Annotated in this window: 26 protein-coding genes and 1 pseudogene; 6 read left to right on the top strand and 21 right to left on the bottom strand. The window is 40.2% G+C overall.

The window, feature by feature from the left end:
* Positions 1-20 precede the first annotated feature (20 nt).
* From QS39_RS06550 to QS39_RS06540, 3 genes are all read right to left on the bottom strand, one after another.
* The gene (locus QS39_RS06550; protein WP_077804996.1) at positions 21-845 is read right to left on the bottom strand and encodes an alpha/beta hydrolase; all 825 of its coding nucleotides are present in this window, start codon (positions 843-845) and stop codon (positions 21-23) included.
* A 135-nt stretch (positions 846-980) separates the two neighbouring features.
* The gene (thiI, locus tag QS39_RS06545; protein WP_077804995.1) at positions 981-2195 is read right to left on the bottom strand and encodes a tRNA uracil 4-sulfurtransferase ThiI; all 1215 of its coding nucleotides are present in this window, start codon (positions 2193-2195) and stop codon (positions 981-983) included.
* Positions 2196-2203: 8 nt separating this feature from the next.
* Positions 2204-3346, bottom strand: coding sequence for a cysteine desulfurase family protein (locus QS39_RS06540; protein ID WP_077804994.1), 1143 nt, complete (start codon positions 3344-3346; stop codon positions 2204-2206).
* A 138-nt stretch (positions 3347-3484) separates the two neighbouring features.
* Here QS39_RS06540 and QS39_RS06535 point away from each other — a divergent pair, with 138 nt between their 5' ends.
* Complete coding sequence (locus QS39_RS06535; protein WP_077804993.1) at positions 3485-3922, top strand: DUF6556 family protein; 438 nt, start codon at positions 3485-3487, stop codon at positions 3920-3922.
* Between the two features lie 25 nt (positions 3923-3947).
* Here QS39_RS06535 and QS39_RS11345 read toward each other — a convergent pair.
* The 8 genes and pseudogenes from QS39_RS11345 to glmU all read right to left on the bottom strand — a co-directional run.
* A pseudogene (locus QS39_RS11345) lies at positions 3948-4209 on the bottom strand (IS5/IS1182 family transposase); the annotation flags it as partial.
* A gap of 342 nt (positions 4210-4551) precedes the next feature.
* Positions 4552-6315, bottom strand: coding sequence for a glycerophosphoryl diester phosphodiesterase membrane domain-containing protein (locus tag QS39_RS06525; RefSeq protein WP_142761248.1), 1764 nt, complete (start codon positions 6313-6315; stop codon positions 4552-4554).
* 8 nt (positions 6316-6323) lie between these two features.
* On the bottom strand, positions 6324-6914 hold the full coding sequence (locus QS39_RS06520) for a 3'-5' exonuclease (protein ID WP_077804992.1): 591 nt from the start codon (positions 6912-6914) through the stop codon (positions 6324-6326).
* A gap of 296 nt (positions 6915-7210) precedes the next feature.
* Positions 7211-7702 carry a chromosome segregation protein RocS gene (rocS, locus tag QS39_RS06515; protein WP_000021242.1) on the bottom strand — a complete coding sequence of 164 codons (492 nt, stop codon included), beginning with the start codon at positions 7700-7702 and terminating at the stop codon, positions 7211-7213.
* A gap of 76 nt (positions 7703-7778) precedes the next feature.
* Entirely contained in the window at positions 7779-8471 is a 693-nt protein-coding gene (locus QS39_RS06510; RefSeq protein WP_077804991.1) for a 5'-methylthioadenosine/adenosylhomocysteine nucleosidase, read from the bottom strand.
* A 16-nt stretch (positions 8472-8487) separates the two neighbouring features.
* Positions 8488-8799: a cell wall synthase accessory phosphoprotein MacP gene (gene macP / locus QS39_RS06505; RefSeq protein WP_000517861.1), complete on the bottom strand. Its 312-nt coding sequence runs from the start codon at positions 8797-8799 to the stop codon at positions 8488-8490.
* Positions 8800-8810: 11 nt separating this feature from the next.
* Entirely contained in the window at positions 8811-9356 is a 546-nt protein-coding gene (locus QS39_RS06500) for an NUDIX hydrolase (protein WP_049510239.1), read from the bottom strand.
* A gap of 9 nt (positions 9357-9365) precedes the next feature.
* Positions 9366-10745: a bifunctional UDP-N-acetylglucosamine diphosphorylase/glucosamine-1-phosphate N-acetyltransferase GlmU gene (gene glmU, locus QS39_RS06495; protein ID WP_077804990.1), complete on the bottom strand. Its 1380-nt coding sequence runs from the start codon at positions 10743-10745 to the stop codon at positions 9366-9368.
* 155 nt (positions 10746-10900) lie between these two features.
* Between glmU and QS39_RS06490 the strand changes: the two genes are divergently transcribed.
* From QS39_RS06490 to lysS, 5 genes are all read left to right on the top strand, one after another.
* Entirely contained in the window at positions 10901-11701 is an 801-nt protein-coding gene (locus QS39_RS06490; protein ID WP_077804989.1) for a glycoside hydrolase family 25 protein, read from the top strand.
* Positions 11702-11795: 94 nt separating this feature from the next.
* Positions 11796-12638: a DUF368 domain-containing protein gene (locus QS39_RS06485; protein ID WP_077804988.1), complete on the top strand. Its 843-nt coding sequence runs from the start codon at positions 11796-11798 to the stop codon at positions 12636-12638.
* Positions 12638-13120 (top strand): aminoacyl-tRNA deacylase, encoded by a 483-nt coding sequence (locus tag QS39_RS06480; RefSeq protein ID WP_077804987.1) that lies wholly within the window; start codon positions 12638-12640, stop codon positions 13118-13120. The genes QS39_RS06485 and QS39_RS06480 overlap by 1 nt, the downstream gene beginning before the upstream one ends.
* Positions 13120-13737, top strand: coding sequence for a histidine phosphatase family protein (locus QS39_RS06475; protein ID WP_077804986.1), 618 nt, complete (start codon positions 13120-13122; stop codon positions 13735-13737). Before QS39_RS06480 ends, QS39_RS06475 begins: the two co-directional genes overlap by 1 nt.
* A 137-nt stretch (positions 13738-13874) precedes the next feature.
* Positions 13875-15365, top strand: coding sequence for a lysine--tRNA ligase (lysS, locus tag QS39_RS06470; RefSeq protein WP_077804985.1), 1491 nt, complete (start codon positions 13875-13877; stop codon positions 15363-15365).
* Positions 15366-15425: 60 nt separating this feature from the next.
* Here the strand turns inward: lysS and QS39_RS06465 are convergent, their stop codons facing one another.
* The 10 genes from QS39_RS06465 to QS39_RS06420 all read right to left on the bottom strand — a co-directional run bounded on the left by QS39_RS06465 (position 15426) and on the right by QS39_RS06420 (position 22625).
* A complete protein-coding gene (locus tag QS39_RS06465) occupies positions 15426-16265 on the bottom strand; it encodes an amino acid ABC transporter substrate-binding protein (protein ID WP_077804984.1) in 840 nt (279 codons plus the stop codon).
* Between the two features lie 9 nt (positions 16266-16274).
* Positions 16275-16904, bottom strand: a complete 630-nt coding sequence (locus QS39_RS06460) for an amino acid ABC transporter ATP-binding protein (protein ID WP_077804983.1) — start codon at positions 16902-16904, stop codon at positions 16275-16277.
* 9 nt (positions 16905-16913) lie between these two features.
* On the bottom strand, positions 16914-17555 hold the full coding sequence (locus tag QS39_RS06455; RefSeq protein ID WP_023942752.1) for an amino acid ABC transporter permease: 642 nt from the start codon (positions 17553-17555) through the stop codon (positions 16914-16916).
* 300 nt (positions 17556-17855) lie between these two features.
* Positions 17856-18014 (bottom strand): hypothetical protein, encoded by a 159-nt coding sequence (locus QS39_RS06450; protein ID WP_060805680.1) that lies wholly within the window; start codon positions 18012-18014, stop codon positions 17856-17858.
* A gap of 9 nt (positions 18015-18023) precedes the next feature.
* Positions 18024-19334 carry a GTPase ObgE gene (obgE, locus tag QS39_RS06445; protein ID WP_077804982.1) on the bottom strand — a complete coding sequence of 437 codons (1311 nt, stop codon included), beginning with the start codon at positions 19332-19334 and terminating at the stop codon, positions 18024-18026.
* A gap of 63 nt (positions 19335-19397) precedes the next feature.
* On the bottom strand, positions 19398-19532 hold the full coding sequence (locus QS39_RS06440) for a DUF4044 domain-containing protein (protein WP_000863859.1): 135 nt from the start codon (positions 19530-19532) through the stop codon (positions 19398-19400).
* 58 nt (positions 19533-19590) lie between these two features.
* Positions 19591-19767, bottom strand: coding sequence for a PspC domain-containing protein (locus tag QS39_RS06435; RefSeq protein ID WP_069288825.1), 177 nt, complete (start codon positions 19765-19767; stop codon positions 19591-19593).
* Positions 19768-19795: 28 nt separating this feature from the next.
* The gene (locus QS39_RS06430; RefSeq protein WP_077804981.1) at positions 19796-21121 is read right to left on the bottom strand and encodes a glycosyltransferase family 4 protein; all 1326 of its coding nucleotides are present in this window, start codon (positions 21119-21121) and stop codon (positions 19796-19798) included.
* 15 nt (positions 21122-21136) lie between these two features.
* The gene (gene cpoA / locus QS39_RS06425; RefSeq protein ID WP_180375013.1) at positions 21137-22180 is read right to left on the bottom strand and encodes an alpha-galactosylglucosyldiacylglycerol synthase; all 1044 of its coding nucleotides are present in this window, start codon (positions 22178-22180) and stop codon (positions 21137-21139) included.
* Between the two features lie 115 nt (positions 22181-22295).
* Complete coding sequence (locus tag QS39_RS06420) at positions 22296-22625, bottom strand: metal-sulfur cluster assembly factor (protein WP_000331921.1); 330 nt, start codon at positions 22623-22625, stop codon at positions 22296-22298.
* Positions 22626-22627: the final 2 nt, after the last annotated feature.

The following is a 22627-nucleotide window of genomic DNA, read 5'->3' as shown; positions in this document are numbered from 1 at the left end:
TGGCTGTCTCCTTTCTTAACTTACCATTTCTCTGCAAAAAATCTCAGACAGTCTGGTAAATTTTCTGACCAAGGGATTTCACTATGGATGGCACCAGACTGAACTTTCAAGAAAAGATTATCTAAGTGTACCCCACCTGCTATCAAATCATGGTAATAGCGAAGAGACGAATCGATATAGGCTTGTTTGATATTACCAGCCATCAGGGTCTTGTCCGTATCATCTGCTTCTTCTGTTCCAACATAGATAAAGATATGCTGGTCAGGCGATAGTTTCTTGCGTTCAATATGGCGATTAAAGGCTTCTTGGTGGAGCCAGTTGGCAGATGAAAAGACGCCCAAGCAACCAATTTGGTCTTGGTATTCCAAACCGATAAACTGGGTAATATTCCCTCCTAATGAGGAACCAATCATGGCTGTATGCTGGCGGTCTGCTTTTGTACGATAAGTTTCATCGATAAAAGGCTTGACCACCTCCATGACAAACTCGGCATACTCCACACCCTTGCCGCCAAATTGCTGCCCTGGAATAGGAGATTCTTGGAACTTCCAAGCCGCATACTCATTCATCCGCCCCATACCATCATTATCAATAGCAACGACAATCATGCGACTGATATCAGGATTACGCTTAATAGCTGGAATAATCTTCCATGAATGACCAATGAAAGACTCCTTGCTATAAAAAACATTTTGCCCGTCATGAAAGTATACAACAGGATAGGAACGATCCGTGTCTTTCTCATAATCTTTAGGAAGAAGAACACGCACACGGCGTTCCTTACCTGTATAAGGAACCTTGAGTTTGTGTTCTTTCATTTTTAAATAAAAGTAGGATTGATTCATTGTCAGAAAACTCTCTATATTCAAAATTTATTCTTATTATATCACAGTTTAAGAAAAAAAGTCAGTTTTTCTTCCATTTTTGGATTAAAAACTAACTTTTTCATTTATTTTTCTAAATTCTTCTGGATTTTCTGATTAGAGCAGATTGTCAATCAAGTCATCCACTTCATCTTTTTCAACCTGCGGTGTGATCTCAGTAATCATGATTCCAGCCACTGCTCGCTCAACTAAACCTTCAACATCCATACGTGCTTCATACTGCTCTGCATTCTTAATCTTAGGATTAGTCTTAGGACGGTCAGGTGCAAAAATCGTACAACAGTCTTCAAACGGCTGGATTGAAATGTCAAAGGTATCTATTGCCTGAGCAATGTCAATGATTTCCAACTTATCCATTGTCACAACTGGACGGATGATGGGAGTGTTGGTCACAGCGTTAATAGCCTGCATACTTTCAAGAGTTTGACTGGCTACTTGACCAAGACTTTCCCCATTGATAATAACCAAACCATTTCGTACCTCACGAATACGGTCGGTAATCCGCATCATAAAACGACGCGTCAAGGTCATGAGATAGGCTTCTGGCGCTTTGGCCTTGATTTCCTCTTGAATCTCTGTAAAAGGAACTTCGATAAACTGGATATTTCCACCAAACTTGGTTAATTTACGGGTCAAATCTTGGGCTTTTTTAAGAGCACCAGGACTGGTGTAAGGTGGACTAGCAAAGTGAACAGCCTCAATATCCACTCCACGTTTCAAAGCAAGATAACCTGCTACAGGTGAGTCAATCCCTCCTGACAACATAAGCATCCCTTTACCTGAAGTTCCAACTGGCAAACCACCAGCCCCACGAATAGTTTCATAAGAAAGGTATGCTGCCTCTTCTCGAATCTCCACTTGGAGATTGATATCAGGACTTTTCATTTGAGCTTGCACATTTGGAATAGCTTCAAATACAGCCCCTCCAAGTGTTTGGTTGAGTTCACGACTATCCAACTCAAAGTTGTGGTCGCTACGCTTGCTAGAAATCTTAAAGGTCATGCCTTCCTTGTAGATGTCCTGCATAATCTCTTGGACAGCAGACTTCAGAACTTCTACAGATTTTTCAACCTTATAAACAGGGGAAAAGTTTTGAATTCCAAAAACTTGTTTGAGCGATTCTGCTACTGCTGTGTAATCTGCTCCATTGAGGTAAGCGTGGGCACGGTCACGATCTGCCGTTACCTTAACTTGGGGATAGATAGACAAAACGTCTGAAATATTATTGCGAAGTTTATTGATGAAACGCATACGGTTTTTACCCTTAGTTGACAGTTCTCCATAGCGAATCATAATTTCTGAATACTGCATGAATGCTCCTATCTTACTTTTCTAGTTTGGTTGTAAATTAATTTTAACTTGGTCAAAAACTGCTCGACCTGACTCATATCATTTTCAAGGTCTAGGCTTAGACGCACAGCTGACTGGGCCTTATCTTTATCCACTCCCATAGCAATAAGAGTTCCTGCAGGTTTCCCAGCCTTGGACGAACAAGCAGAGGTCGTAGAAATAAAAATATCATAGTCTTCAAAGGCGTGAACAATGACTTCACCACGAACACCCTTGATTCCAAAAGTCAGGATATGAGGGGCAAAGTCTTCCTCATCTGAAAAGACAAAAATATCTGGATAGTCCAGAAGTGCTTGACGAATCACTGCCTTCATCTGCCCAGTCTTGCTAGTAAAGATATCTAGCTTTTCCATAGACAAGCGGAGAGCCTTGGCTGTCGCAGCAATCCCTGCCACATTTTCAGTTGTCGAACGATAATCGCGCTCCTGACCACCACCAGTCAACAGTGGCGTAATTTTCTTACCAGACTTGATATAGACAAAACCAACACCACGAACTCCGTGGAACTTGTGACCAGAGAAAGTCGCAAAATCCACTCGTTCTGTCAGATACTTTTCAGTCGGAATCTTGGCAAGAGCCTGAACCGCATCAACATGGAAGGAAATAGTTGGCTTGTCTGCCAATAGTTCTGAAATAGCCTCAATGGGCTGAACAGAGCCAATTTCATTGTTAACTGCCATGATGGAAACGAGGGTTGTATCTGGTCGAATCAAATCTGCTAGCGCTTCAACATCCACAAATCCTTTCTCATCAACTGGAGCAAAATCTACCTCAAACCCTTGATTTTTCAACCAAAGGGCTGATTCCTTAACTGCTGGATGTTCAATGGCTGATACGATGATGTGCTTACCAAACTGGACTTTTTCAAAGGCCACACCCTTGATAATCCAGTTATCCCCTTCTGTTCCACCAGAAGTAAAGAAGATTTCATCACTTTTCTTGCCAATTAAATCTGCAATTTGCTGACGGGAAGCATCTAAAATTCGTGTTGCCTGATCTCCCAAACGATGGAGACTAGATGGGTTTCCTAAAATTTTTGAAGCCACCTGCATATAGGTTTCAAGGGCTTCTGGATAGGGCTTGGTCGTCGCCGAATTATCAAAGTAAATCATGTTTTCTCACGCTTTCTAAAATCACTTCTTCTATTGTATCATGAAACGGAGTCTGCGACAAGAAAGGGCAATTCCTCTTTTTTTAAGATTTTTTTAAAGAAATGCGGTATAATAAGTTTTAATCAAAGGAGAGAATGCATGTCTAATTATCGTAGAACTTCAAAACCAAAAACAGAACACATCAAAAAAGGCTTTACAGTCTTTCAAAAAACCGTTGCTACAATCGCTAGTATCCTTGGCTTGATTACCGCAAGTATCACTATCATGAACGCCTTGGATAATAACAAAAATACTAAAAAAGAACCTACGACAAGCCAGACGACAACCATTGTCAAAGAAATTCAAAAAGAATCCCCTAAGGAAAATACTAGTCCCAATAAGGAAAATCACACCACTCAAGAAAAAACACAACAAGAAGAAACGCCAAAATCCAGCGTCAAGGAAGAGAAAAAAGAAGAGCAGAAAAAATCAACTCAGGATTCTTCTACTCCTGCTCCTACTCCAAGTAAACCTGCTACTGAAAATGAAAAACAGGCCAATACGCCAACTTCAGAAAATAAAAGCAATCCTCAGTAAGCACATGGTCTAAGAAAAAATCAACTCAAAAATAAAACTGCGCAGTAACTTCTGTCTTGACCACAATCAAGCCAAAGAGAGACTGTGTTTTTGTATAATTGATGTTTTAGATGCTAGATTCTTGATCAATTTTGTGAGATTCATACTCATAAAGATGAATCCTAGCGATGTTATGACAGCTTATTTATTTCTAACATAAACTCTGCACATGCCAACAATACTCTCTCATCTGCCCCAAAAAGGGAAACATCCATTTTCTGTTTGACATAAATTCGAAAACCTTCTTCACGCAGAAGTTAGTAACCCTTTTACATCTGACATAAATAACCTAGTTCAACCACTTCATAGGCATTACTTCCTGTTTTATTCTTATTTCGTACTCTTCGAAAATCTCTTCAAACCACGTCAGCATCGCCTTACCGTACGTATGTTACTGACTTCGTCAGTTTTATCTGCAACCTCAAAGTTGTACTTTGAGCAACCTGCGGCTAGCTTCCTAGTTTGCTCTTTGATTTTCATTGGGTATCAATTATAAACCATGGCATAATAAAACGAGCATATCCAACTGATACATCGCTCGTTTTTTTGCTATTTTAGAGGTGAGTTTTTGCTCAACCTCTTTTTGCTTACTAAAAATTAAAGAATTCCATTGCCTGTTTGAAAAGCAATTCAGTATACTCTGGGTCTTCTTGGGCAATGGTAACCTGCTCTTGAATCATTTCCAAGTCATCTGTTATCATGCCGTCTGCTCCCAAATGAACTGATTTATCAAAGGACTCTGAACTATTAATTGTCCAAACATACAATTTCTGATCCGTATTCCAAAGCTTGTTGACAAAATTTTCATCTAAAGTTGAATACTCCATAGTATAACCTGTAGCCTTGGTTCTTGGAAAGATACTATTGTAAGGTAGAATGAAATAAACTGGAATTTGAGAATCGTAGGCTAGAACCTGGTCAATCACATGATAGTCTAAGGATTGCATTTGGTGACCATTCTGCTTAAGAACTGTTCCATATTTTTCCATAAAGCGTTTCATCATATCTGGGCTATCTTTTCGACTGGTTTTAATTTCAATGAGAAGTTTCTGATGCAATTCATTAGCTTTGTTTAGATAAGCATCAAAACTAGATACCTTGCTATGATAGCCATTTTCAGAAATATCGAGTTTGGTTAATTCTTTCAAAGTTAGATCCTGTGGATTGGCATTAACACCTGTCAGATTCTTGATATTGGCATCATGCATCATGACAAACTGGCCATCTTTCGTTTCCTGAACATCTGTCTCAACAAAGTCTGGACTTAGTTGGGCTGTCTTTTCTAAAGATTGAACTGTATTCTGCACACCATTCTTATTGGATACTCCCCTGTGAGAGATAATTAAAGGTTTATTGGCAACTGGAGCTTCCAAATAAACATAACCCTCAAGAGCGAAAAAGATACAAGCACAGCCCATCACTCCCCATCTCATCCAGTGATCTTTCTTTCTCCTTGGTGTGATCTCTAGTTCTTCTCCTGTTAGGAAGGAAACAAACTTAATGAGAAAATAAGTCAAGGCTATGTAGTGGAAATTCTTAATCAAGACAAAGTTGATAATTCCCAGCACAAGAGATTCCTTATGGGTCAAACCATCCATCAGCACTTGACTTGCTAGGATTGGAATCAACAGAAGAATGAAAAATAGGTAGGTTTTGACGACAATCCAAAGCAAGTTCCAGATATAAAACCAGGATTGCTTTCTTGTCTTCTCTAGACTGTATCTGACCGCTTCTTTGACTGTTTTTTTCTCAAATAAAAGCTGAGGGAGGGCAAACATGAAACGCACTGAAATGTAAAATAGCAGTAAAGCCAGAATAGTAACCACTATACCTACTAGCCAATACTTGTCTTCCACATAATCAACGATAAAGTCCGGAATGACAATTTTATTGAGGTAATAAATCTTTAAAATCTTTCGAATCAATGGAAAGAGCATCATGACATAAAAGAAGATAAAGGCCATTTTGGAAATCGTCACTTGCCTCATAAACAAGAAACTTTGACGAAAGACCTTGCGACTGTACTCCAGCAAGGTCCTCCTTTCGTGATAGAGGAGGTGTCGAGCTCCGATAAAGAGAAGTCCTATCTGGTAATAGGCGATCAGTAAATTAACAATTACCAGAACAAATAAAGCAAGACTAACAAATGGCGACCCTTTTATAATGGCAAAAATATTGTTGTATGAAAGAAAGAGATAACCTGTCTGACGGAGTAAAAGTCCAGCAATCCAAGAATTAAGTGGTAACCAGACAAACTCAATCATCATGAATATCAAGAAAAAGAGAAAGAGAATTTTATCTAGATTAAAGTAGATTTTCCTAAAACCTAGATTTTTAGGTTTTTCAGGTTTCATAGGCACTCCTAGTCAAATAATTGAGACAAGTCCAAGCCTCCAAAAGGATTGTTTGAAAGACTTCTTTCTGTCCCTAATAATTCTCTAGCTTGATCTGACTCTAAGAAGAACTCGTAAACACGCGCCGTCATCCGAGCATCCTCTAAACTATTATGGGACTGTCCTTGAAATCCGAGAAATGAGGCAACAGTTTGCAATTTGAGATTGGCAATACCATGTAAATCCGAACTGCGACGTTCAAAAGCTTCATCATACAAATCTACCTTGTACTGCTGGCTATAGTCTAAACCATGCTCTGCTAGAATAGGCAAATCACTTTTAGCGGCATTGTATCCAACCATGGGTAAAGAACCCACAAACTCTTGGAAATCTTTGATAACTTTCTCCACTGGAGGAGCATCTTTTAAGGTCTCAGCTGTAATCCCTGTCAATCCATTGATAAAACTCTTTAGAGGCACACTAGTATGGACATAGGAATCATAGGCGTCGATTTCCCGACCATCTCTAAAACGCACTGCCGATACTTGAATCAAGTGTGTTTGTCCTTCATGCTGATTAAATTCTAAGTCAAAAGCAATGTAATCTTCTAATCGTTCCATTTTCTACCTCTCCTATACTGTTATTTTATACTCTTCGAAAATCTCTTCAAACCACGTCAACGTCGCCTTGCCGTAGGTATATGTTACTGACTTCGTCAGTCTTATCTACAACCTCAAATCAGTGTTTTGAGCTGACTTCGTCAGTCTTATCTACAACCTCAAAGCAGTGCTTTGAGCAGCCTGCGGCTAGCTTCCTAGTTTGCTCTTTGATTTTCATTGAGTATTACTTGAGCAACTATACTATTTAGAAATAAAAGAAGCCATCAGGTTAGCATTTAACCTAAACAGCTCCTTGATTATCCTCCAAATAAACGAGCAAAAAAGCCTTTCTTAGTGGATTGGACTTCTTCTTTTGCTTGGTCCAGCTCTAGCTTAAGATTTTCTTGATCCTTCATGGCTTGAAGTGTCAATTGTTGCTGCTGATCGAGTTGTTTGTCTTTCTCAGCAATCTGACGGTCTTTGATGCGCATCTGCTCGTCTTTTTCTGATAACTGACGATCCTTGGCTTTTAATTGTTCATAGAGACGAAGAATTTCTGCATTCTTCTCATCAACCAGAATCTCCATCAGTTCACGCTGCTTGACATCTTCACTGACAGGCTCATCTTCAAAAATCGTTTTTTTATAGATTTCTTCTAGCTTAATCAAGCCACTTCTGGTAACGACTGTTACCCCTTTGTCATTTTTATCTGTGTCTTCTTCTGGTAATTCTTTGACACGGTTATTGATTGCTTGGCGAGACAATCCTAAGACCTCTGCAATCTCACTGACGGTCATTTCAATACTCATAATATCCTCTGAAACGTTTTCTAGCTTTTCTTTACTTAAATCTTATCATAAGCTAGAAAAACTGTCAAATTTCCGCTTAATCTAAGGCCTTCAAAAAGGCTAATAGGACTTGGGCAGAGCGTCGTCCAGCTTCGATAATAAACTCATCAAAAGAGATGTTTGCTTCATGGTTGGCATTGTCACTCATAGCTCGGATGACTAAGACTGGAAGATTAAGGGCATGCGCTGCCTGAGCAATAGCTGCCCCCTCCATCTCAACAGCCAAAACATCTGGGAAATGAGACTTAATCGCTTCTATCTTATCATTTCCTGCAACAAAACTATCTCCTGTAGCAATCAATCCAAGATGCCATTTTTGGTCCAATTGAGATAAACTCTCTTGGATTTTGGCAACAAAGGTTTTATCCGATTCGAAATAAAGTGGTTGTTGCGCCATTTGTCCATAAGCATAGCCAAAAGCTGTAACATCCACATCATGATAGGCTAATTTGTCAGCAATCACGACATCTCCAACAGCAATACCTTCTGCTACTGCCCCAGCTGATCCCGTATTAATTAGAGCATCCACTTGGAAATGATCAGCCAAAACCGCCACACTCATAGCAGACATGACCTTACCAATTCCACTTTCTACAAGAACGACTTCATGAGAGGCAATGGTTCCTGTGTGATAGGTATTGTCTAAAACAACTTGCTTCTGGGCATTTTCTAGATGCTGGACCAGATACGCTAGTTCTTCTGGCATAGCCGCAATAATTCCTATTTTCATTTCAATTCCTTTTCTATTACAAAAGTTTCATTGCTAAGACAAGCAAAATCAAGAGAAAGATGACAGCAAATAAGATTTTATTCAACTTAGAATTGAAGACATTTCTCTTGGTATTTTCAATGCGACGGCTTTTATGAATAGACGGTTCGACCTGAATCTTCAAGGTTTCCTGGCTAAAACCATGATCCTTAGGATTGGCATAACCAAAACGGGAAGAAGAGGTTGGTAAAATCTTAGTCTCCTCATCATCTAGCAAAGGGGGACCCGAAATTTTTTCGCCTCTATTAGCTCTTTCAATCATTTCATCCGTTAATAAAGGTTTACCCATACTGACCTCCTCTATTTTTTGTGCAATTCCCAATACTGAACAGCCATAATTGTCTTGGCATCACAGATATGACCTGATTGGATCAATTCCTTGGCTTCCTCTAAGCTTACTTCAAGAACTTCCAAGGTTTCATCCTCATCCTGCGGACGCGGATTTTCCACCTTTTTCAAATCACTTGCTCGGTATAGTTTTAATTTTTCATTACAAAAGCCAATTGCTGAGTAAAAATCGTACAAGAGTTCTAACTTTCCTGTATAGGTTGTTTCTTCCTCTAATTCACGAAGGGCTGCTGCGACAGGATCTGCATTTTCTCCTACTTCCAACTTTCCGGCTGGAATTTCGTAAGAGACAGCCTCGATAGCTTTGCGATACTGCTTGACCAAGATGAGTTTTTGTTTATCCGTTACGGCTAAAACACAGACAGCCCCATTGTGGAAAATCAAATCCCGTTGGGCAGTTCCTTTACCTTCTGGTAATTCAACCTGATCTTGGACTAGTTTAAATATTGGTCCTTGATAGATTTCTTTTCGGCTAAGCGTTTTTTCTTCAAATTCCATGATAGGCTCCTACTGATTCTTAGGATGATGAGGAAGGCGTGTTGCATATTCGTCTTTGTTGACCTGACGACCACGACCAATAGCAATAGCATCCGCTGGCACGTCTTTAGTAATCGTTGAACCAGCACCAACGAGGGAATTGTCACCTAACTCAACTGGCGCAATAATGGTTGAATTTGAACCAACAAAGACATTGTTACCAATGACTGTTTTGTATTTGTTTTTGCCGTCATAGTTGACTGTAATGGTTCCAGCACCAAAATTAACCTTGCTACCCACTTCACAATTTCCGATATAAGTCAAATGACCAGCCTTAGTATTCTCACCGATTGAAGAGCCTTTCACCTCAACAAAGTTCCCAATGTGGACTTGGGTAGCTAGGCTTGAACCTGGACGAATGTGGGCATAAGGACCAACTGTCACACCGTCTGCAACACTACTTTCCTCAATCATAGAATTGGTAATGACAGCTCCTGCTCCGATAGTGCTATCCACTACATAAGTACCATTTGTCAAAACAGTCTCAGCACCAATTTTCGTTTGCCCCTTCAAGGTAACATTGGCTTCGATTTGAACTTCAGGCGCAATCTCAACGTCAATATCAATATAAGTTGCTTCTGGATTGACAAAGCTGACCCCGTTGACCATGTGATAATGATTGATGCGACGACGCATAACCGACTCAGCAGTCGCAAGAGCCACACGGTCATTTACCCCAAGACTTTCATCAAAATCTTTCAAAGTATAAGCGCCAACTTTTTCACCAGCTTCACGGAAAATGCCAATGACATCTGTAATATAGTATTCACCTTGAGCGTTGTTGGTATTGATATTTTTCAAAGCCTCAAACAAACGCTCGTTGTCAAAAACATATGTTCCAGTGTTGATTTCCTTGATTTGCTTTTCAAAATCTGTAGCATCCTTCTGCTCCACAATGCGAAGAACCTCAGCATTCTCATTACGAACAATTCGTCCATAGCCGAAAGGATTATCTGTTTCAGCAGTCAAGATAGTCGCTACATTCTTATGATTGATGTGGAAATCAATCAAGTTTTTCAAGCTTTCACCTGTGATTAAAGGAGTATCCCCTGCAATGACCAAGGTGTGACCTGACAAACCTTCCAAAATTGGCTCTGTCATCATAACTGCATGGCCAGTCCCTAACTGTTCAGATTGAGTCACAAATTCTGTCTGTCCAGCCAAGACCTGCTCAACCAATTCCGCCTTGTGTCCTACAACTGTTACTGTCTTTTCAGGTTGGATAGCTCCCACACTACGGAAAACATGTTCCAACATAGAAATACCTGCAACCCTGTGCAAAACTTTTGGCAAATCAGATTTCATGCGAGTTCCTTTACCCGCTGCTAAAATAATGGCATAATTTGACATAATCTTCTCTTTTCTCTAGAAATTCCCTTTTATTATACCATATTTCAAATCATTCCGCGCCCTTGAATGAGAAAATGCTCCAAAGTCCTTTCCTTAACCTATTTTTTGAGTATTTTTTTTGATTTTTTTTCATTTTTAAGGTAAAATTATGAGATATGAGAAAGAAAATTAATCCGCTTATTTTATTCGGTTTTTTTGGGATTATGATTTTCATTTTAATCCTGAATCGCCCTCGTTTTGAGGACCATCCTGTAAAAACAAAGTCAAATATCGCGCAAGTAGAAACACAAGCGCTACACAATATAGATAAACCGGTAATTGATGTTTCTGGTTGGCAGCGTCCTGAGGAAATTAATTACGATACTCTGTCCCAAAACATTTCTGGAGCTATTGTTCGCGTCCATAGTGGCGCTCAAACGTCCAAAGAGAACGATGCTGCCTTTGTTAATGGGGTAGATAAGGCCTTTAAAACCCATATCACGGAGTTTCAAAAACGAAATGTCCCAGTTGGGGTCTATGCTTATTTAGCTGGAAAAAGTGTCCAAGAAATGGAAAAAGCCGCTGGAGTTTTTTATAACGCCTCTTCACCATACAGCCCTAGTTACTATTGGCTAGACGTGGAAGAAAAAACCATGTCCAATATGAACGAGGGTGTTGAAGCCTTTCGAGCAAAGCTAGAATCACTTGGTGCTAAAAACATCGGAATCTACGTTGGGGTCTACTTCATGGAAGAACACAGTATTGATACAGACAAGTTTACCTCTGTTTGGATTCCTTCATACGGTTCAAATACTGGATTTTTCGAAAGCAAACCTAATACGGACTTAGATTACGACATCCACCAGTACACTTCTAAAGGAAAAATTGCTGGCTTTGACCACGATTTAGATATCAACGTCATTTCTTCCTTAAAAAACAAAGAAGAAACCTTTAGAAAACTCTTTTTAAAACCTTAAAAGCATTTGTTTAGCATTTGCTTTTTCTTTTTGTGTTTGATTGTGATACAATATAGTAAGGATTTTTTGAAATAGAAATAGTTGGAGGAAAAATATGCTCTCATGGTTAGCACGCCTTATTAAAGGGATTGTAATTGCTCTTGGATTTATCCTACCGGGAATTTCCGGAGGGGTTCTAGCAGCAATCTTAGGAATTTATGAACGAATGATTGGTTTTCTGGCCCATCCCTTTAAAGACTTTAAAGAAAATGTTTTGTACTTTATTCCAGTTGCCATCGGTATGCTTCTGGGAATCGGCTTATTTTCCTACCCGATTGAGTACCTGCTTGAAAATTATCAGGTCTTTGTCTTATGGAGCTTTGCGGGCGCCATCATTGGTACAGTTCCTAGCCTCCTCAAAGAATCAACTCGAGAATCTGACCGAGACAAGATTGATTTAGCTTGGTTCTGGACAACCTTTATCATTTCTGGATTAGGACTCTATGCCTTAAATTTTGTCGTTGGAACCTTAAATGCCAGCTTTCTTAACTTAGTCCTAGCAGGTGCACTGCTGGCTCTTGGCGTATTAGTTCCTGGCCTCAGCCCATCAAACCTACTTTTGATTTTGGGACTCTATGCTCCTATGCTGACAGGTTTTAAAACCTTTGACCTCTTGGGAACCTTCTTCCCGATTGGAATCGGGGCAGGTGCAACTCTCATCATTTTTTCAAAATTGATGGATTATGCCTTAAACAACTATCACTCACGCGTCTATCATTTCATCATCGGTATCGTCCTATCAAGTACCCTTTTGATCTTAATTCCAAATGCAGGAAACGCTGAAAGTATCCAATACACAGGCCTTTCACTTGTCGGTTATGTCATCATCGCCTTCTTCTTTGCGCTGGGAATCTGGCTTGGTATTTGGATGAGCCAATTGGAGGATAAGTATAAATAATGGCAAAAAAAGTTAAAATCAAAAAAACATTAGTGGAACAAATCCTGTCTAAAGCAGGCATCCCACATCAGGGGATTCAAATCAATGCCCTGGAAGGAGAGCTTCCTCAAGGTTATGAACGAGATCAGATTTTCAAAACCTTGGCTCTTTTGGGAGACAAGACAGGACCGATTATCGGAATTGTCCCTATCACTCAACACTTGTCGGAAAAGAAACTAGCCAAAATTTCTGGCAATAAAAAAGTGAGCATGATTCCCCAAAAGGACTTGGAAAAAACAACTGGTTACATTCATGGAGCTAATAATCCTGTCGGAATTCGTCAGAAACACAATTATCCCATTTTTATCGATAAAATCGCCCTAAACTTGGATCAAATGATTGTCTCTGCGGGCGAGGTCGGACACAGCATTATCGTTGCTCCCCAAGACTTGGCTAGCTTTGTAAAGGCTGACTTTGTAGATATCTTGGAGGACATCAAGTAATGAAACTCTATTTTGTTCGCCACGGTCGTACAGTCTGGAACCAAGAAGGCCGTTTTCAAGGTGCTAGTGGTGATTCTCCCCTTCTTCCTGAATCCATTAAAACCCTAAAACAACTTGGCCAATATCTCAAGGAAATTCCTTTTGATCAGATTTATTCAAGTGATTTACCTCGAGCGGTCAGATCTGCCGAGATTATCCAAAGTCAACTCAAAACGCCCTGTCCTTTAGAAAGTGTTCCTAATCTCCGTGAATGGCAGTTGGGGAAGTTGGAAGGTTTGAAAATTGCAACCTTGGAAGCTATTTACCCACAACAAATCAAAGCTTTTCGATCTAATCTTGCTCAATTTGACACTCAAATGTTTGGAGCCGAATCCCTCTATAGCACCACGCAACGGACCATCCAATTTATCAAATCATTAAAAGATAGTCCGGCTGAGCGTATTCTAATTGTCGGTCACGGTGCCAATCTTACTGCCAGTCTTCGTACTCTTTTAGGCTATAAAGAACCACTTCTTCGTAAAGATGGTGGTCTAGCAAATGCCAGCCTGACCATTCTAGAAACCCATGATTTTGAAACATTTACTCTCGATACTTGGAATGATACTTCCTATCAATAACAGGACTTGATTATAGCGTCAAGTTCTTTTTAGTTTTGAAAGATTATCCGTGAATTTCTTGCTTATTTATGATAAAATGGGAGTATCGCAAAAAATGACTCATCGTATTCAATTTTGAGTAAAACTAGGAGGATCCCATGTCAACAGAACATATGGAAGAACTAAATGACCAGCAGATCGTTCGCCGTGAAAAAATGGCTGCGCTCCGTGAACAAGGAATTGATCCTTTCGGAAAACGCTTTGAACGCACTGCAAATTCACAAGAATTAAAAGATAAATTTGCTGATCTCGATAAAGAACAATTACACGATAAAAACGAAACAGCTACTATCGCAGGACGCTTGGTAACCAAACGTGGTAAAGGTAAAGTAGGTTTTGCCCACCTTCAAGACCGCGAAGGTCAAATCCAGATCTACGTTCGTAAGGATGCTGTCGGTGAAGAAAACTATGAAATCTTCAAGAAAGCAGACCTTGGTGACTTCCTTGGTGTCGAAGGCGAAGTGATGCGTACAGATATGGGAGAACTCTCTATCAAGGCTACTCACATCACACACTTGTCTAAGGCTCTTCGTCCTCTACCAGAGAAATTCCATGGTTTGACAGACGTTGAAACAATTTACCGTAAACGTTACCTTGACTTGATTTCTAACCGTGAAAGCTTTGAGCGCTTTGTCACTCGTTCAAAAATCATTTCTGAAATCCGTCGTTACCTTGATCAAAAAGGTTTCCTTGAAGTGGAAACACCTGTTCTTCATAACGAAGCTGGTGGTGCTTCTGCCCGTCCATTTATCACTCACCACAATGCCCAAAACATTGACATGGTGCTTCGTATCGCGACTGAGCTTCACTTGAAACGCCTAATCGTAGGTGGTATGGAACGCGTTTATGAAATTGGCCGTATCTTCCGTAACGAAGGAATGGATGCTACTCATAACCCTGAATTTACTTCTATCGAAGTCTACCAAGCTTATGCAGACTTCCAAGACATCATGGACTTGACGGAAGGCATTATCCAACATGCTGCTAAAGCTGTCAAAGGCGAAGGCCCAGTTAACTACCAAGGAACTGAAATCAAAATCAATGAACCATTTAAGCGTGTTCACATGGTGGATGCTATCAAGGAAATTACTGGTGTAGATTTCTGGCAAGACATGACTTTCGAGGAAGCCAAAGCTATCGCTGCTGAGAAGAAGGTTCCTGTTGAGAAACACTACACTGAAGTTGGTCACATTATCAATGCCTTCTTTGAAGAGTTTGTTGAAGAAACCTTAATCCAACCAACTTTTGTCTATGGACATCCAGTAGCTGTATCTCCACTGGCTAAGAAAAATCCTGAAGATGAACGCTTTACTGACCGTTTCGAGCTCTTCATCATGACTAAGGAGTACGGTAATGCCTTTACTGAGCTCAACGATCCAATCGATCAACTTAGCCGTTTTGAAGCCCAAGCTAAAGCTAAAGAACTTGGTGATGATGAAGCTACAGGTATCGACTACGACTACATTGAAGCTCTTGAATACGGTATGCCACCAACAGGTGGTTTGGGAATCGGTATCGACCGTCTCTGCATGCTCCTCACTGATACAACTACTATCCGTGACGTATTGCTCTTCCCAACAATGAAATAAACTCTTATCCTCTGGTATTTGCCAGAGGATTTTTTGATGCAAAAAAGACTGAGTAAAAACTCAATCTCTACTTTTCACTTCTTTGGTTGCTACATCTTCTCCAAACCATTTTTGGCTGATTTCCTTGAACTTCCCTTCTTGGTATAGTTCAATAAAGGCTTGGTTTAAAGCTTGCAGTAATCTCTTGTCTGCTGGTCTAACTCCGACCGCAAAAGATTCACTCTCAAATCCAGCTGAAAAGACATTATAGTCATTTAATATCCCCTCAGACTGAAGATAGTAATTAGCATACACTCGGTCAATCAACAAGGCATCAATTCGATCATTTTTCAAATCAATCAAGGCTTCATTGAAACTCTGATATTGATTGGCCTTCTGATCTTTAACACGATTTTTCAGTAAGTCTGGCTGGGCTTCAAAGTCTAAATAACCAGAGGAACCGGCTTGTGCTCCCAAGGTCTTATCCTTCATATCCTCTACTGAATGAATTTGCTGGCTTTTTTTCGTAACCAAAACTTGCTGATTTTCCATATATTGAATGCTAAAGGCAACCTTTTCTCGGCGTTCATCAGTAGCAGAATAGCCATTCCAGATGGCATCAATAGTTCCATTTTGCAGTTCTGTCTCCTTCATATCCCAGTCAATTGGCTGAAATTGAACTTTAAAACCTAATTTTTCAGAGACAGCTTGTGCTAAGTCAATATCAAAGCCTGTATATTGGCCATTCTTTTCTTCAAATCCCATGGGTACAAAGGTATTGTCAAAACCAATGGTTATACTGCCTTGCTCTTGATACTTATTCCAGTTATCTTGCTTTGGATCACTAGCCTTCTGAGTACAAGCTGTTAAAAAGAGAGTCAGGAACGAAACCAATACCAAAGCAATTTTCTTATTAGTCATTGGCACCTCCTACTTGGGCTCAACCTTGAGAATCTGATCTGCGATATTTTCAGCGAATTGTAAATCGTGGGTAACGACAATCTGAGTCATACCGAGTTCCCTATTTTGCAAGATCAATTTTTCCACTTCCAAGCGTAATTCTGGATCCAGAGCAGAAGTTGGTTCATCGTAACCAATGATTTCTGGGTCAATCATCATAGCACGCGCCAAGGCCACCCGTTGCTTTTGCCCACCAGATAGTGAGAATGGATAGGCGTCTGCGTGCCCTGCCAGTCCTAACTGTTCCAAGAGATCACGCGCCTTCTTCTCAGCCTCTTCCTGCTTCATTCCCATCGTTTTTACGGGCGATAAGGTCAAATTATCTAGAACTGATAAATGAGGGAAAAGTTGAAAATCTTGGAATACAAATCCCAGTAAATTGCGCTTCTCCAATTCATCCAGTTCTAAAGGTTCTCCATTATAAAAGATTTGCCCTGAATCAATGGTTTCAAGACCCGCAAGCATACGTAAGAGGGTTGTCTTACCTCCACCAGAAGGCCCAACGATGGCTAGGATTTGCTTTTCAAGAATGCTTAGACTGAAATTGGACAAAATTTGCTTTTCACCAAATCCCTTATTGATATTTCGTAATTCTAACATGGTAGCCTCCTATCTATAGTAACTGTACTTCTTCTCAACTTTTTTGGCAAGGATAGTCACAATACCAATCAAAATCAAGTAAATGGCTCCTGCCAAGAACATTGGAACCAGACTAGCATCACGGTTTGCAGCTGTTCGACTAGCCAAGATAAGATCTGAAATTCCTAGAGCATAGACCAGAGAAGTATCCTTGACCAAACTCATGACTTCATTAAAGACACTAGGAAGAACAATCTTGGTTACCTGAGGCAAAATAATGTAGCGAACTGTGGCAAAGGGACTAAACTTCAAGACCTTGGCGGCCTCATATTGACCTTTAGGAATGGTATCAATTCCCCCACGGAAAATTTCAGCAAAGTAAGCCGCATAATTCAAAACAAAGGCAATAATGGCCGCAGGAAGGCGATCTAAACGGATCCCAATACTTGGTAGCACGTAATAGATAAAGATTAATTGCAAGAGCAAGGGTGTACCTCGCATAATCCAAATATAAATATTAATCAGATGATGGAGGAGCTTCCAATGGACTTGCAAGGCAAAGGCAATCAAAACGCCCAAGGGAATAGAAAAAATCAAGACCAGCACAAAAACCTGTAAAGTCATGCTTGCACCGCTCAATAAACTCGGTAATATCTCAAACAAATAAGACATACTGACACCTCCTAAAAATAATTGCTCCTATTATAGCATAAATAAACCAAATAACCAACTATTTTTGTAAAAAAATTCTTTTTCAATAGAAAAAATACAGTATCTTGAAGCTAGAATAGGACAACACTACTTATAAAGCCTTGTTAGAAATTTGATTTGAATTCCCTAGTCTATTTGTTTACATTCTATTTCAATATATTATAATTTATAAGTAAAAAGAAAGGACAAATTTTGCCCTTTCTCGACCTTAGCTTCTATTCGTTACCGTTAACTTGACTGATAATTGGAGTTTTATCTTCTTTACTGTGATGGATTTTCTTTTTTAGCTCGTGCCAATCTCAAGGCACGATTTGGATTGAGACGATTAAATAGTTCTTCCAATTTCTTTTCATTCCAAACATCTGCAGCGGAAACGAAATTTCCATCCGCATCTCGGAAAGATATCGGTTTATCTCCCATACCAGTCTCCTAGTCTACAAATTCAAACTCAAATTTACCAATGCGGACCAAATCCCCATCCTTAGCACCACGCGCGCGAAGAGATTCATCAACTCCCATGCCACGAAGCTGGCGGGCAAATTTCATGACAGATTCGTCACGATCAAAGTTGGTCATGTTAAAGAGTTTCATGAGTTTTTCACCAGAAAGCACCCATGTTGCATCGTCATCACGACTAATTTCAAAGGCTTTTTCTTCCTCGTCAAAGCCGTAGTATGCTTCTTCTTCCATATCTGACTCGTCATAGAGCAAGAATTCTGGTGTCTTGTCTAACAATTCAGCTGTAGCATCCAAAAGCGTAGCCAAACCTTGCTTAGTCAAACCAGAAATTGGGAAGATAACTGGTAACTCTTCAAATTCATCGTAGTTTTCAGCCAATTTTTTCTTAAATTCTTTAAGATTTTCTTGACTCTCAGGCATGTCCATTTTGTTGGCTACGATAATCTGTGGACGCTCCATGAGACGAAGATTGTATGACTCCAACTCCTTGTTAATGGCAAGATAATCCTCATAAGGATCACGGCCTTCGCTAGCTGACATATCAATGATGTGAAGGATGACACGTGTACGCTCGATGTGACGGAGGAACTGAGTTCCCAAACCAACACCTTGACTAGCGCCTTCAATCAAACCTGGTAGATCGGCTACTGCAAAGGATTCACCTGATTGGGTGCGAACCATACCTAGATTTGGCACAATGGTCGTAAAGTGGTAGGCACCAATTTTAGGTTTAGCAGATGTGATAACACTTAAAAGTGTTGATTTCCCTACAGATGGGAAACCTACTAAACCGACATCTGCCAAGATTTTTAGTTCCAATTGTAACTCACGTTCCTGACCTGGTTCTCCATTTTCAGAGATTTCCGGTGCAGGATTTTTTGGAGTCGCAAAGCGGATATTTCCACGTCCACCACGTCCACCGTGGGCAACGATAAATTCTTGACCATGTTCAATCAAATCTGTCAAAACCTTGCCAGTCTCTGCATCACGAACAGTCGTACCTTGTGGTACTCGAACTCTAAGGTCCTCAGCACCACGACCATGCATCCCTTTGGTCATTCCTTTCTCACCAGAATCAGCCTTGAAATGGCGATTATAGCGGAAATCCATGAGGGTACGTAGACCTTCATCTACAACGAAGATGACATTGCCTCCACGACCACCATCACCGCCCCAAGGACCGCCATTAGGGACATATTTTTCACGGCGAAAGGCAACCATGCCATCACCACCATTACCAGCCTTGACCTTGATCTTGGCTGTATCTAAAAACATACTCATTTTTTCTTCTCACTTTAAAAAAGGGCTGGGAAATCCCAGTCACTAAATTTTCTTGAATCTATTTTATAGATTACTGAGGGCACCAATAGCAGTTGCAAAAATTCCCAATAAACTTGCTACTAGCATGATAATCACGATAAACAAGGTTATTTTCTCAAACATAGTTTTTTTACGATTTCCATTATCTCCAAATGCCATTTTTATCTCCTTCGTTACATTCTATTTTCTATTATCTTAGCATGAATTTAGCTAGTTTTCAATAGTCAGTTGATACCGGTGCGATAATCCATAAAATGATATAAGCTACAACTCCTGCTCCATAACCAAAAGCAAGAACACCCCATATTACGCGAACAATAGTAGGATCCATATCAAAATAATGGGCTACCCCAGCACAAACACCAGCAATCTTTTTATCACGACCGCTTCTCATTAATTGTTTTTTCATACTGTTCCTCTTTCTATTCTTCATGGTCTTTCCAATAATCTCTTATGCTGATCAACTGTGTTTTTGAAGCCTTCAGCATGCGTCTAGAGCCTTTTACCGGTACAGCAACCACCTGTTGTGGTAAATACAAAACTGTCTTAAAGATACGCTGGCTGACCGTGTCATCTTTTGCTAAATCTTTCTGGAAGTTATTTGAAATAATGGCATCCAGATAAAACTCATGCACTCGTTTCCCAAAGTTCTCAGCTGAAATCTCATACAATTTCTCTGATAAGGTATGCTCATTCATATCTGGCGTTGCAATCAGGGCTTCCAAAATAGCACCAGCCAAATCATGTTCTCCATAGTACAAGGTTCCAAACATTTTATCACTGATAAGATTGTCCAGATAAGGATTTCCATGAGCAATGACAGGCGTCCCACTAGCTAAGCTTTCCAAGTAGGTCAAACCTTGGGTTTCACTTGTCGATGCCGAGATGAAGAAATCCGCCGCCTTGTAATAAAGAGCCGTCTCACTAGGAGCAATCATGCCAGTAAAGATGACGGAGTCTTGAATCTCTAGTTTCTTGGCTTGCTCTTTGAGGTCATCCAGATAAGGACCATCCCCAGCTACCACCAGTTTGACATTGTCTTCTTCTTTCAGAACTTCTGCAAAGGCTGCTAGTACTGCTTGAATATTTTTTTCATAGGAAATTCTGGAAAGACTCAGCAACATCTGTTCATCATCTTGAATCCCTAATTTACTACGCAGTTCTTTCAGATTTTCTTTCTTGATTTCTGGACGCTCAAACTTGGCTAATTCAATACCAGTTGGAATGACCCGTTTTTCCACCTTGACCTTATAGTCAGATAACAAGTCACGGACAATCTCACTCGGGCAAATAACCCCATCTACATCATGCAAGAAACCTCTAACCAAGTACTTGACCATACTCGGACGAATCAACATCCCCTTGGCAATATAATGCACATAGTCTTCGTACTGGGTGTGATAAGTATGGATGACTGGAATCTTCAATTCACGCGCAATCCAAATTCCCAACAAGCCAAGAGAAAATTCTGTCTGAGTGTGGATAATATCTAGCTGATATTGTTTAGCAATTTCAAGCGCCTTGCTGAAACCTCGATAGGCAAAGCGGCGATCCTTAAAAGCAAAGAAGGGAACACTTGGAATGCGGATAATTTGCCAATCTTCATAACGATTGACATCCTTATCTGTCGTAGTAAAGATAAAAACAGCATGCCCCTGCTTTTCAAGTTCTGTTTTCAAGGTTCGAATACTGGTCGCAACACCTGAGACCTGAGGAAAATAGGTATCTGTAAATAAACCAATTCGCATAGATTACCTCACTTTTTACTTTCTCCCTAAAGCGGCTTGTTTTTCATAAAAGTCCAACCAGATTTGTAACAGATGCTCTTCAGAATACTCTCTAGAAATATTCTTAGCCTTTTCTTTAAGGTCTTTTAAGGCAGCAGGATTTGCTTGATATTCCAGAATAGCTTCTTTCATCTCTTCTCTATCTGCTGTCGCCCGATAATTTCCCTCCAAAATTACCTTATAAAGATCTAAATCACGCAACATAATAGGAGCTTCACAACTGGCAGCCTCTAAAATCGTCATCGGAAAGAGCTCATTGTAACTAGGAAGCAAGAAAAGATCCGCTAGGGCATACAACTCGCGCATCCGCTCTGGTGAGACAATACCTGGAAAAATCAAATTTTTAGGAGGATTTTCCATCATTTTCTTGTAGCGTTCATAACCATCTGTCATACCACCAAAAGAGAAACCACCGGCCCAGATAAAGGTAATATGAGGCAATTCCTCAGCCAGACGGATAAAATCGTCAATCCCTTTGCGTTTCTGAACTTGACCAGCACCTACTACGATAAACTGATTGTCACTAAGACCTAGCTCTGTACGCAGTCTCGCTACCTCTTCTTGCGGAAGAGGATGCCATTTTTCCTTGTTGACAAAGTTAGGGATGTAGGTCACTTTTTCACGTGGAATACCAGCTGCGACCAAATCCTCGATAAACATAGGATTGACCACCACCAAATGCTCCATCCGGTTGTAAAAAGAAAATACATAGCGTTTCACAATTCCCTTTAAGAAAAATGGAATTTTCAAACTCCCCTCAAGTGTATCAGGTAAGAAATGCACATAGCCAATTTTTCTCCCTGAGCGTTTCTTTTGGAAGGTTGATAAATAATAGGGGAAATCAATGGTATGAAAGTGAGTCACATCTGCCTCGATTGGAAGATTTTCTGTAACAATCAATTGGTCCTTGGCATCACGGTGAAGAAGACGAACTAATTCACGGTAGGCACCTGAAACTCCTTGTCCTGCTACTTTCTCACTTGAACTCAACATATTGATGCGTAATTTCTTTTTTTCCATAACTACCATTATATCATTTTCTTGGAATAAAATCAGCAAAAGAAAGGAGAGACTGGAGGAAAAGAGGGGGAAATTTCCTCACTTTTCCAACGGTCTCTCACATGCTTTTATATGTTTATTTAATTCCTAGGGCAATGCGTGCATAGCGACTCATTTTTTCAACAGTCCAGGCTGGATACCAAACCAATTTGACCTCAGTATCCGTTACTTCTGGAACCTCGGTCATGGCATCATAAATCTGATCCGTCAAAAGGTCGGCTAGGGGACAACCCATAGTTGTCAAAGTCATATCAATCTCTGTTTGCCCAGTGTCGCCGTCAAAACGAATCTCATAAATCAAACCAAGGTTGACAATATCGATTCCCAACTCAGGGTCGATGACTTCTTCCAAGGCTGTTAAAATGCGTGTTTTGATGTTATCAATTTGCTCTTCTGTATAAGCCATAT

The organism is Streptococcus mitis (assembly GCF_002005545.1).
Classification (GTDB): Bacteria; Bacillota; Bacilli; order Lactobacillales; family Streptococcaceae; genus Streptococcus; species Streptococcus mitis_I.
The sequence above is the reverse complement of the archived record's forward strand: the minus strand, read 5'-3'. Positions and strand labels throughout refer to the sequence as shown.

Coding starts and splice junctions, on each gene's coding strand:
- QS39_RS06550 (WP_077804996.1), bottom strand. CDS start 845: ATGAATCAATCCTACTTTTATTTAAAAATGAAAGAACACAAACTCAAG.
- thiI (WP_077804995.1), bottom strand. CDS start 2,195: ATGCAGTATTCAGAAATTATGATTCGCTATGGAGAACTGTCAACTAAG.
- QS39_RS06540 (WP_077804994.1), bottom strand. CDS start 3,346: ATGATTTACTTTGATAATTCGGCGACGACCAAGCCCTATCCAGAAGCC.
- QS39_RS06535 (WP_077804993.1), top strand. CDS start 3,485: ATGTCTAATTATCGTAGAACTTCAAAACCAAAAACAGAACACATCAAA.
- QS39_RS06525 (WP_142761248.1), bottom strand. CDS start 6,315: ATGAAACCTGAAAAACCTAAAAATCTAGGTTTTAGGAAAATCTACTTT.
- QS39_RS06520 (WP_077804992.1), bottom strand. CDS start 6,914: ATGGAACGATTAGAAGATTACATTGCTTTTGACTTAGAATTTAATCAG.
- rocS (WP_000021242.1), bottom strand. CDS start 7,702: ATGAGTATTGAAATGACCGTCAGTGAGATTGCAGAGGTCTTAGGATTG.
- QS39_RS06510 (WP_077804991.1), bottom strand. CDS start 8,471: ATGAAAATAGGAATTATTGCGGCTATGCCAGAAGAACTAGCGTATCTG.
- macP (WP_000517861.1), bottom strand. CDS start 8,799: ATGGGTAAACCTTTATTAACGGATGAAATGATTGAAAGAGCTAATAGA.
- QS39_RS06500 (WP_049510239.1), bottom strand. CDS start 9,356: ATGGAATTTGAAGAAAAAACGCTTAGCCGAAAAGAAATCTATCAAGGA.
- glmU (WP_077804990.1), bottom strand. CDS start 10,745: ATGTCAAATTATGCCATTATTTTAGCAGCGGGTAAAGGAACTCGCATG.
- QS39_RS06490 (WP_077804989.1), top strand. CDS start 10,901: ATGAGAAAGAAAATTAATCCGCTTATTTTATTCGGTTTTTTTGGGATT.
- QS39_RS06485 (WP_077804988.1), top strand. CDS start 11,796: ATGCTCTCATGGTTAGCACGCCTTATTAAAGGGATTGTAATTGCTCTT.
- QS39_RS06480 (WP_077804987.1), top strand. CDS start 12,638: ATGGCAAAAAAAGTTAAAATCAAAAAAACATTAGTGGAACAAATCCTG.
- QS39_RS06475 (WP_077804986.1), top strand. CDS start 13,120: ATGAAACTCTATTTTGTTCGCCACGGTCGTACAGTCTGGAACCAAGAA.
- lysS (WP_077804985.1), top strand. CDS start 13,875: ATGTCAACAGAACATATGGAAGAACTAAATGACCAGCAGATCGTTCGC.
- QS39_RS06465 (WP_077804984.1), bottom strand. CDS start 16,265: ATGACTAATAAGAAAATTGCTTTGGTATTGGTTTCGTTCCTGACTCTC.
- QS39_RS06460 (WP_077804983.1), bottom strand. CDS start 16,904: ATGTTAGAATTACGAAATATCAATAAGGGATTTGGTGAAAAGCAAATT.
- QS39_RS06455 (WP_023942752.1), bottom strand. CDS start 17,555: ATGTCTTATTTGTTTGAGATATTACCGAGTTTATTGAGCGGTGCAAGC.
- QS39_RS06450 (WP_060805680.1), bottom strand. CDS start 18,014: ATGGGAGATAAACCGATATCTTTCCGAGATGCGGATGGAAATTTCGTT.
- obgE (WP_077804982.1), bottom strand. CDS start 19,334: ATGAGTATGTTTTTAGATACAGCCAAGATCAAGGTCAAGGCTGGTAAT.
- QS39_RS06440 (WP_000863859.1), bottom strand. CDS start 19,532: ATGGCATTTGGAGATAATGGAAATCGTAAAAAAACTATGTTTGAGAAA.
- QS39_RS06435 (WP_069288825.1), bottom strand. CDS start 19,767: ATGAGAAGCGGTCGTGATAAAAAGATTGCTGGTGTTTGTGCTGGGGTA.
- QS39_RS06430 (WP_077804981.1), bottom strand. CDS start 21,121: ATGCGAATTGGTTTATTTACAGATACCTATTTTCCTCAGGTCTCAGGT.
- cpoA (WP_180375013.1), bottom strand. CDS start 22,180: ATGGAAAAAAAGAAATTACGCATCAATATGTTGAGTTCAAGTGAGAAA.
- QS39_RS06420 (WP_000331921.1), bottom strand. CDS start 22,625: ATGGCTTATACAGAAGAGCAAATTGATAACATCAAAACACGCATTTTA.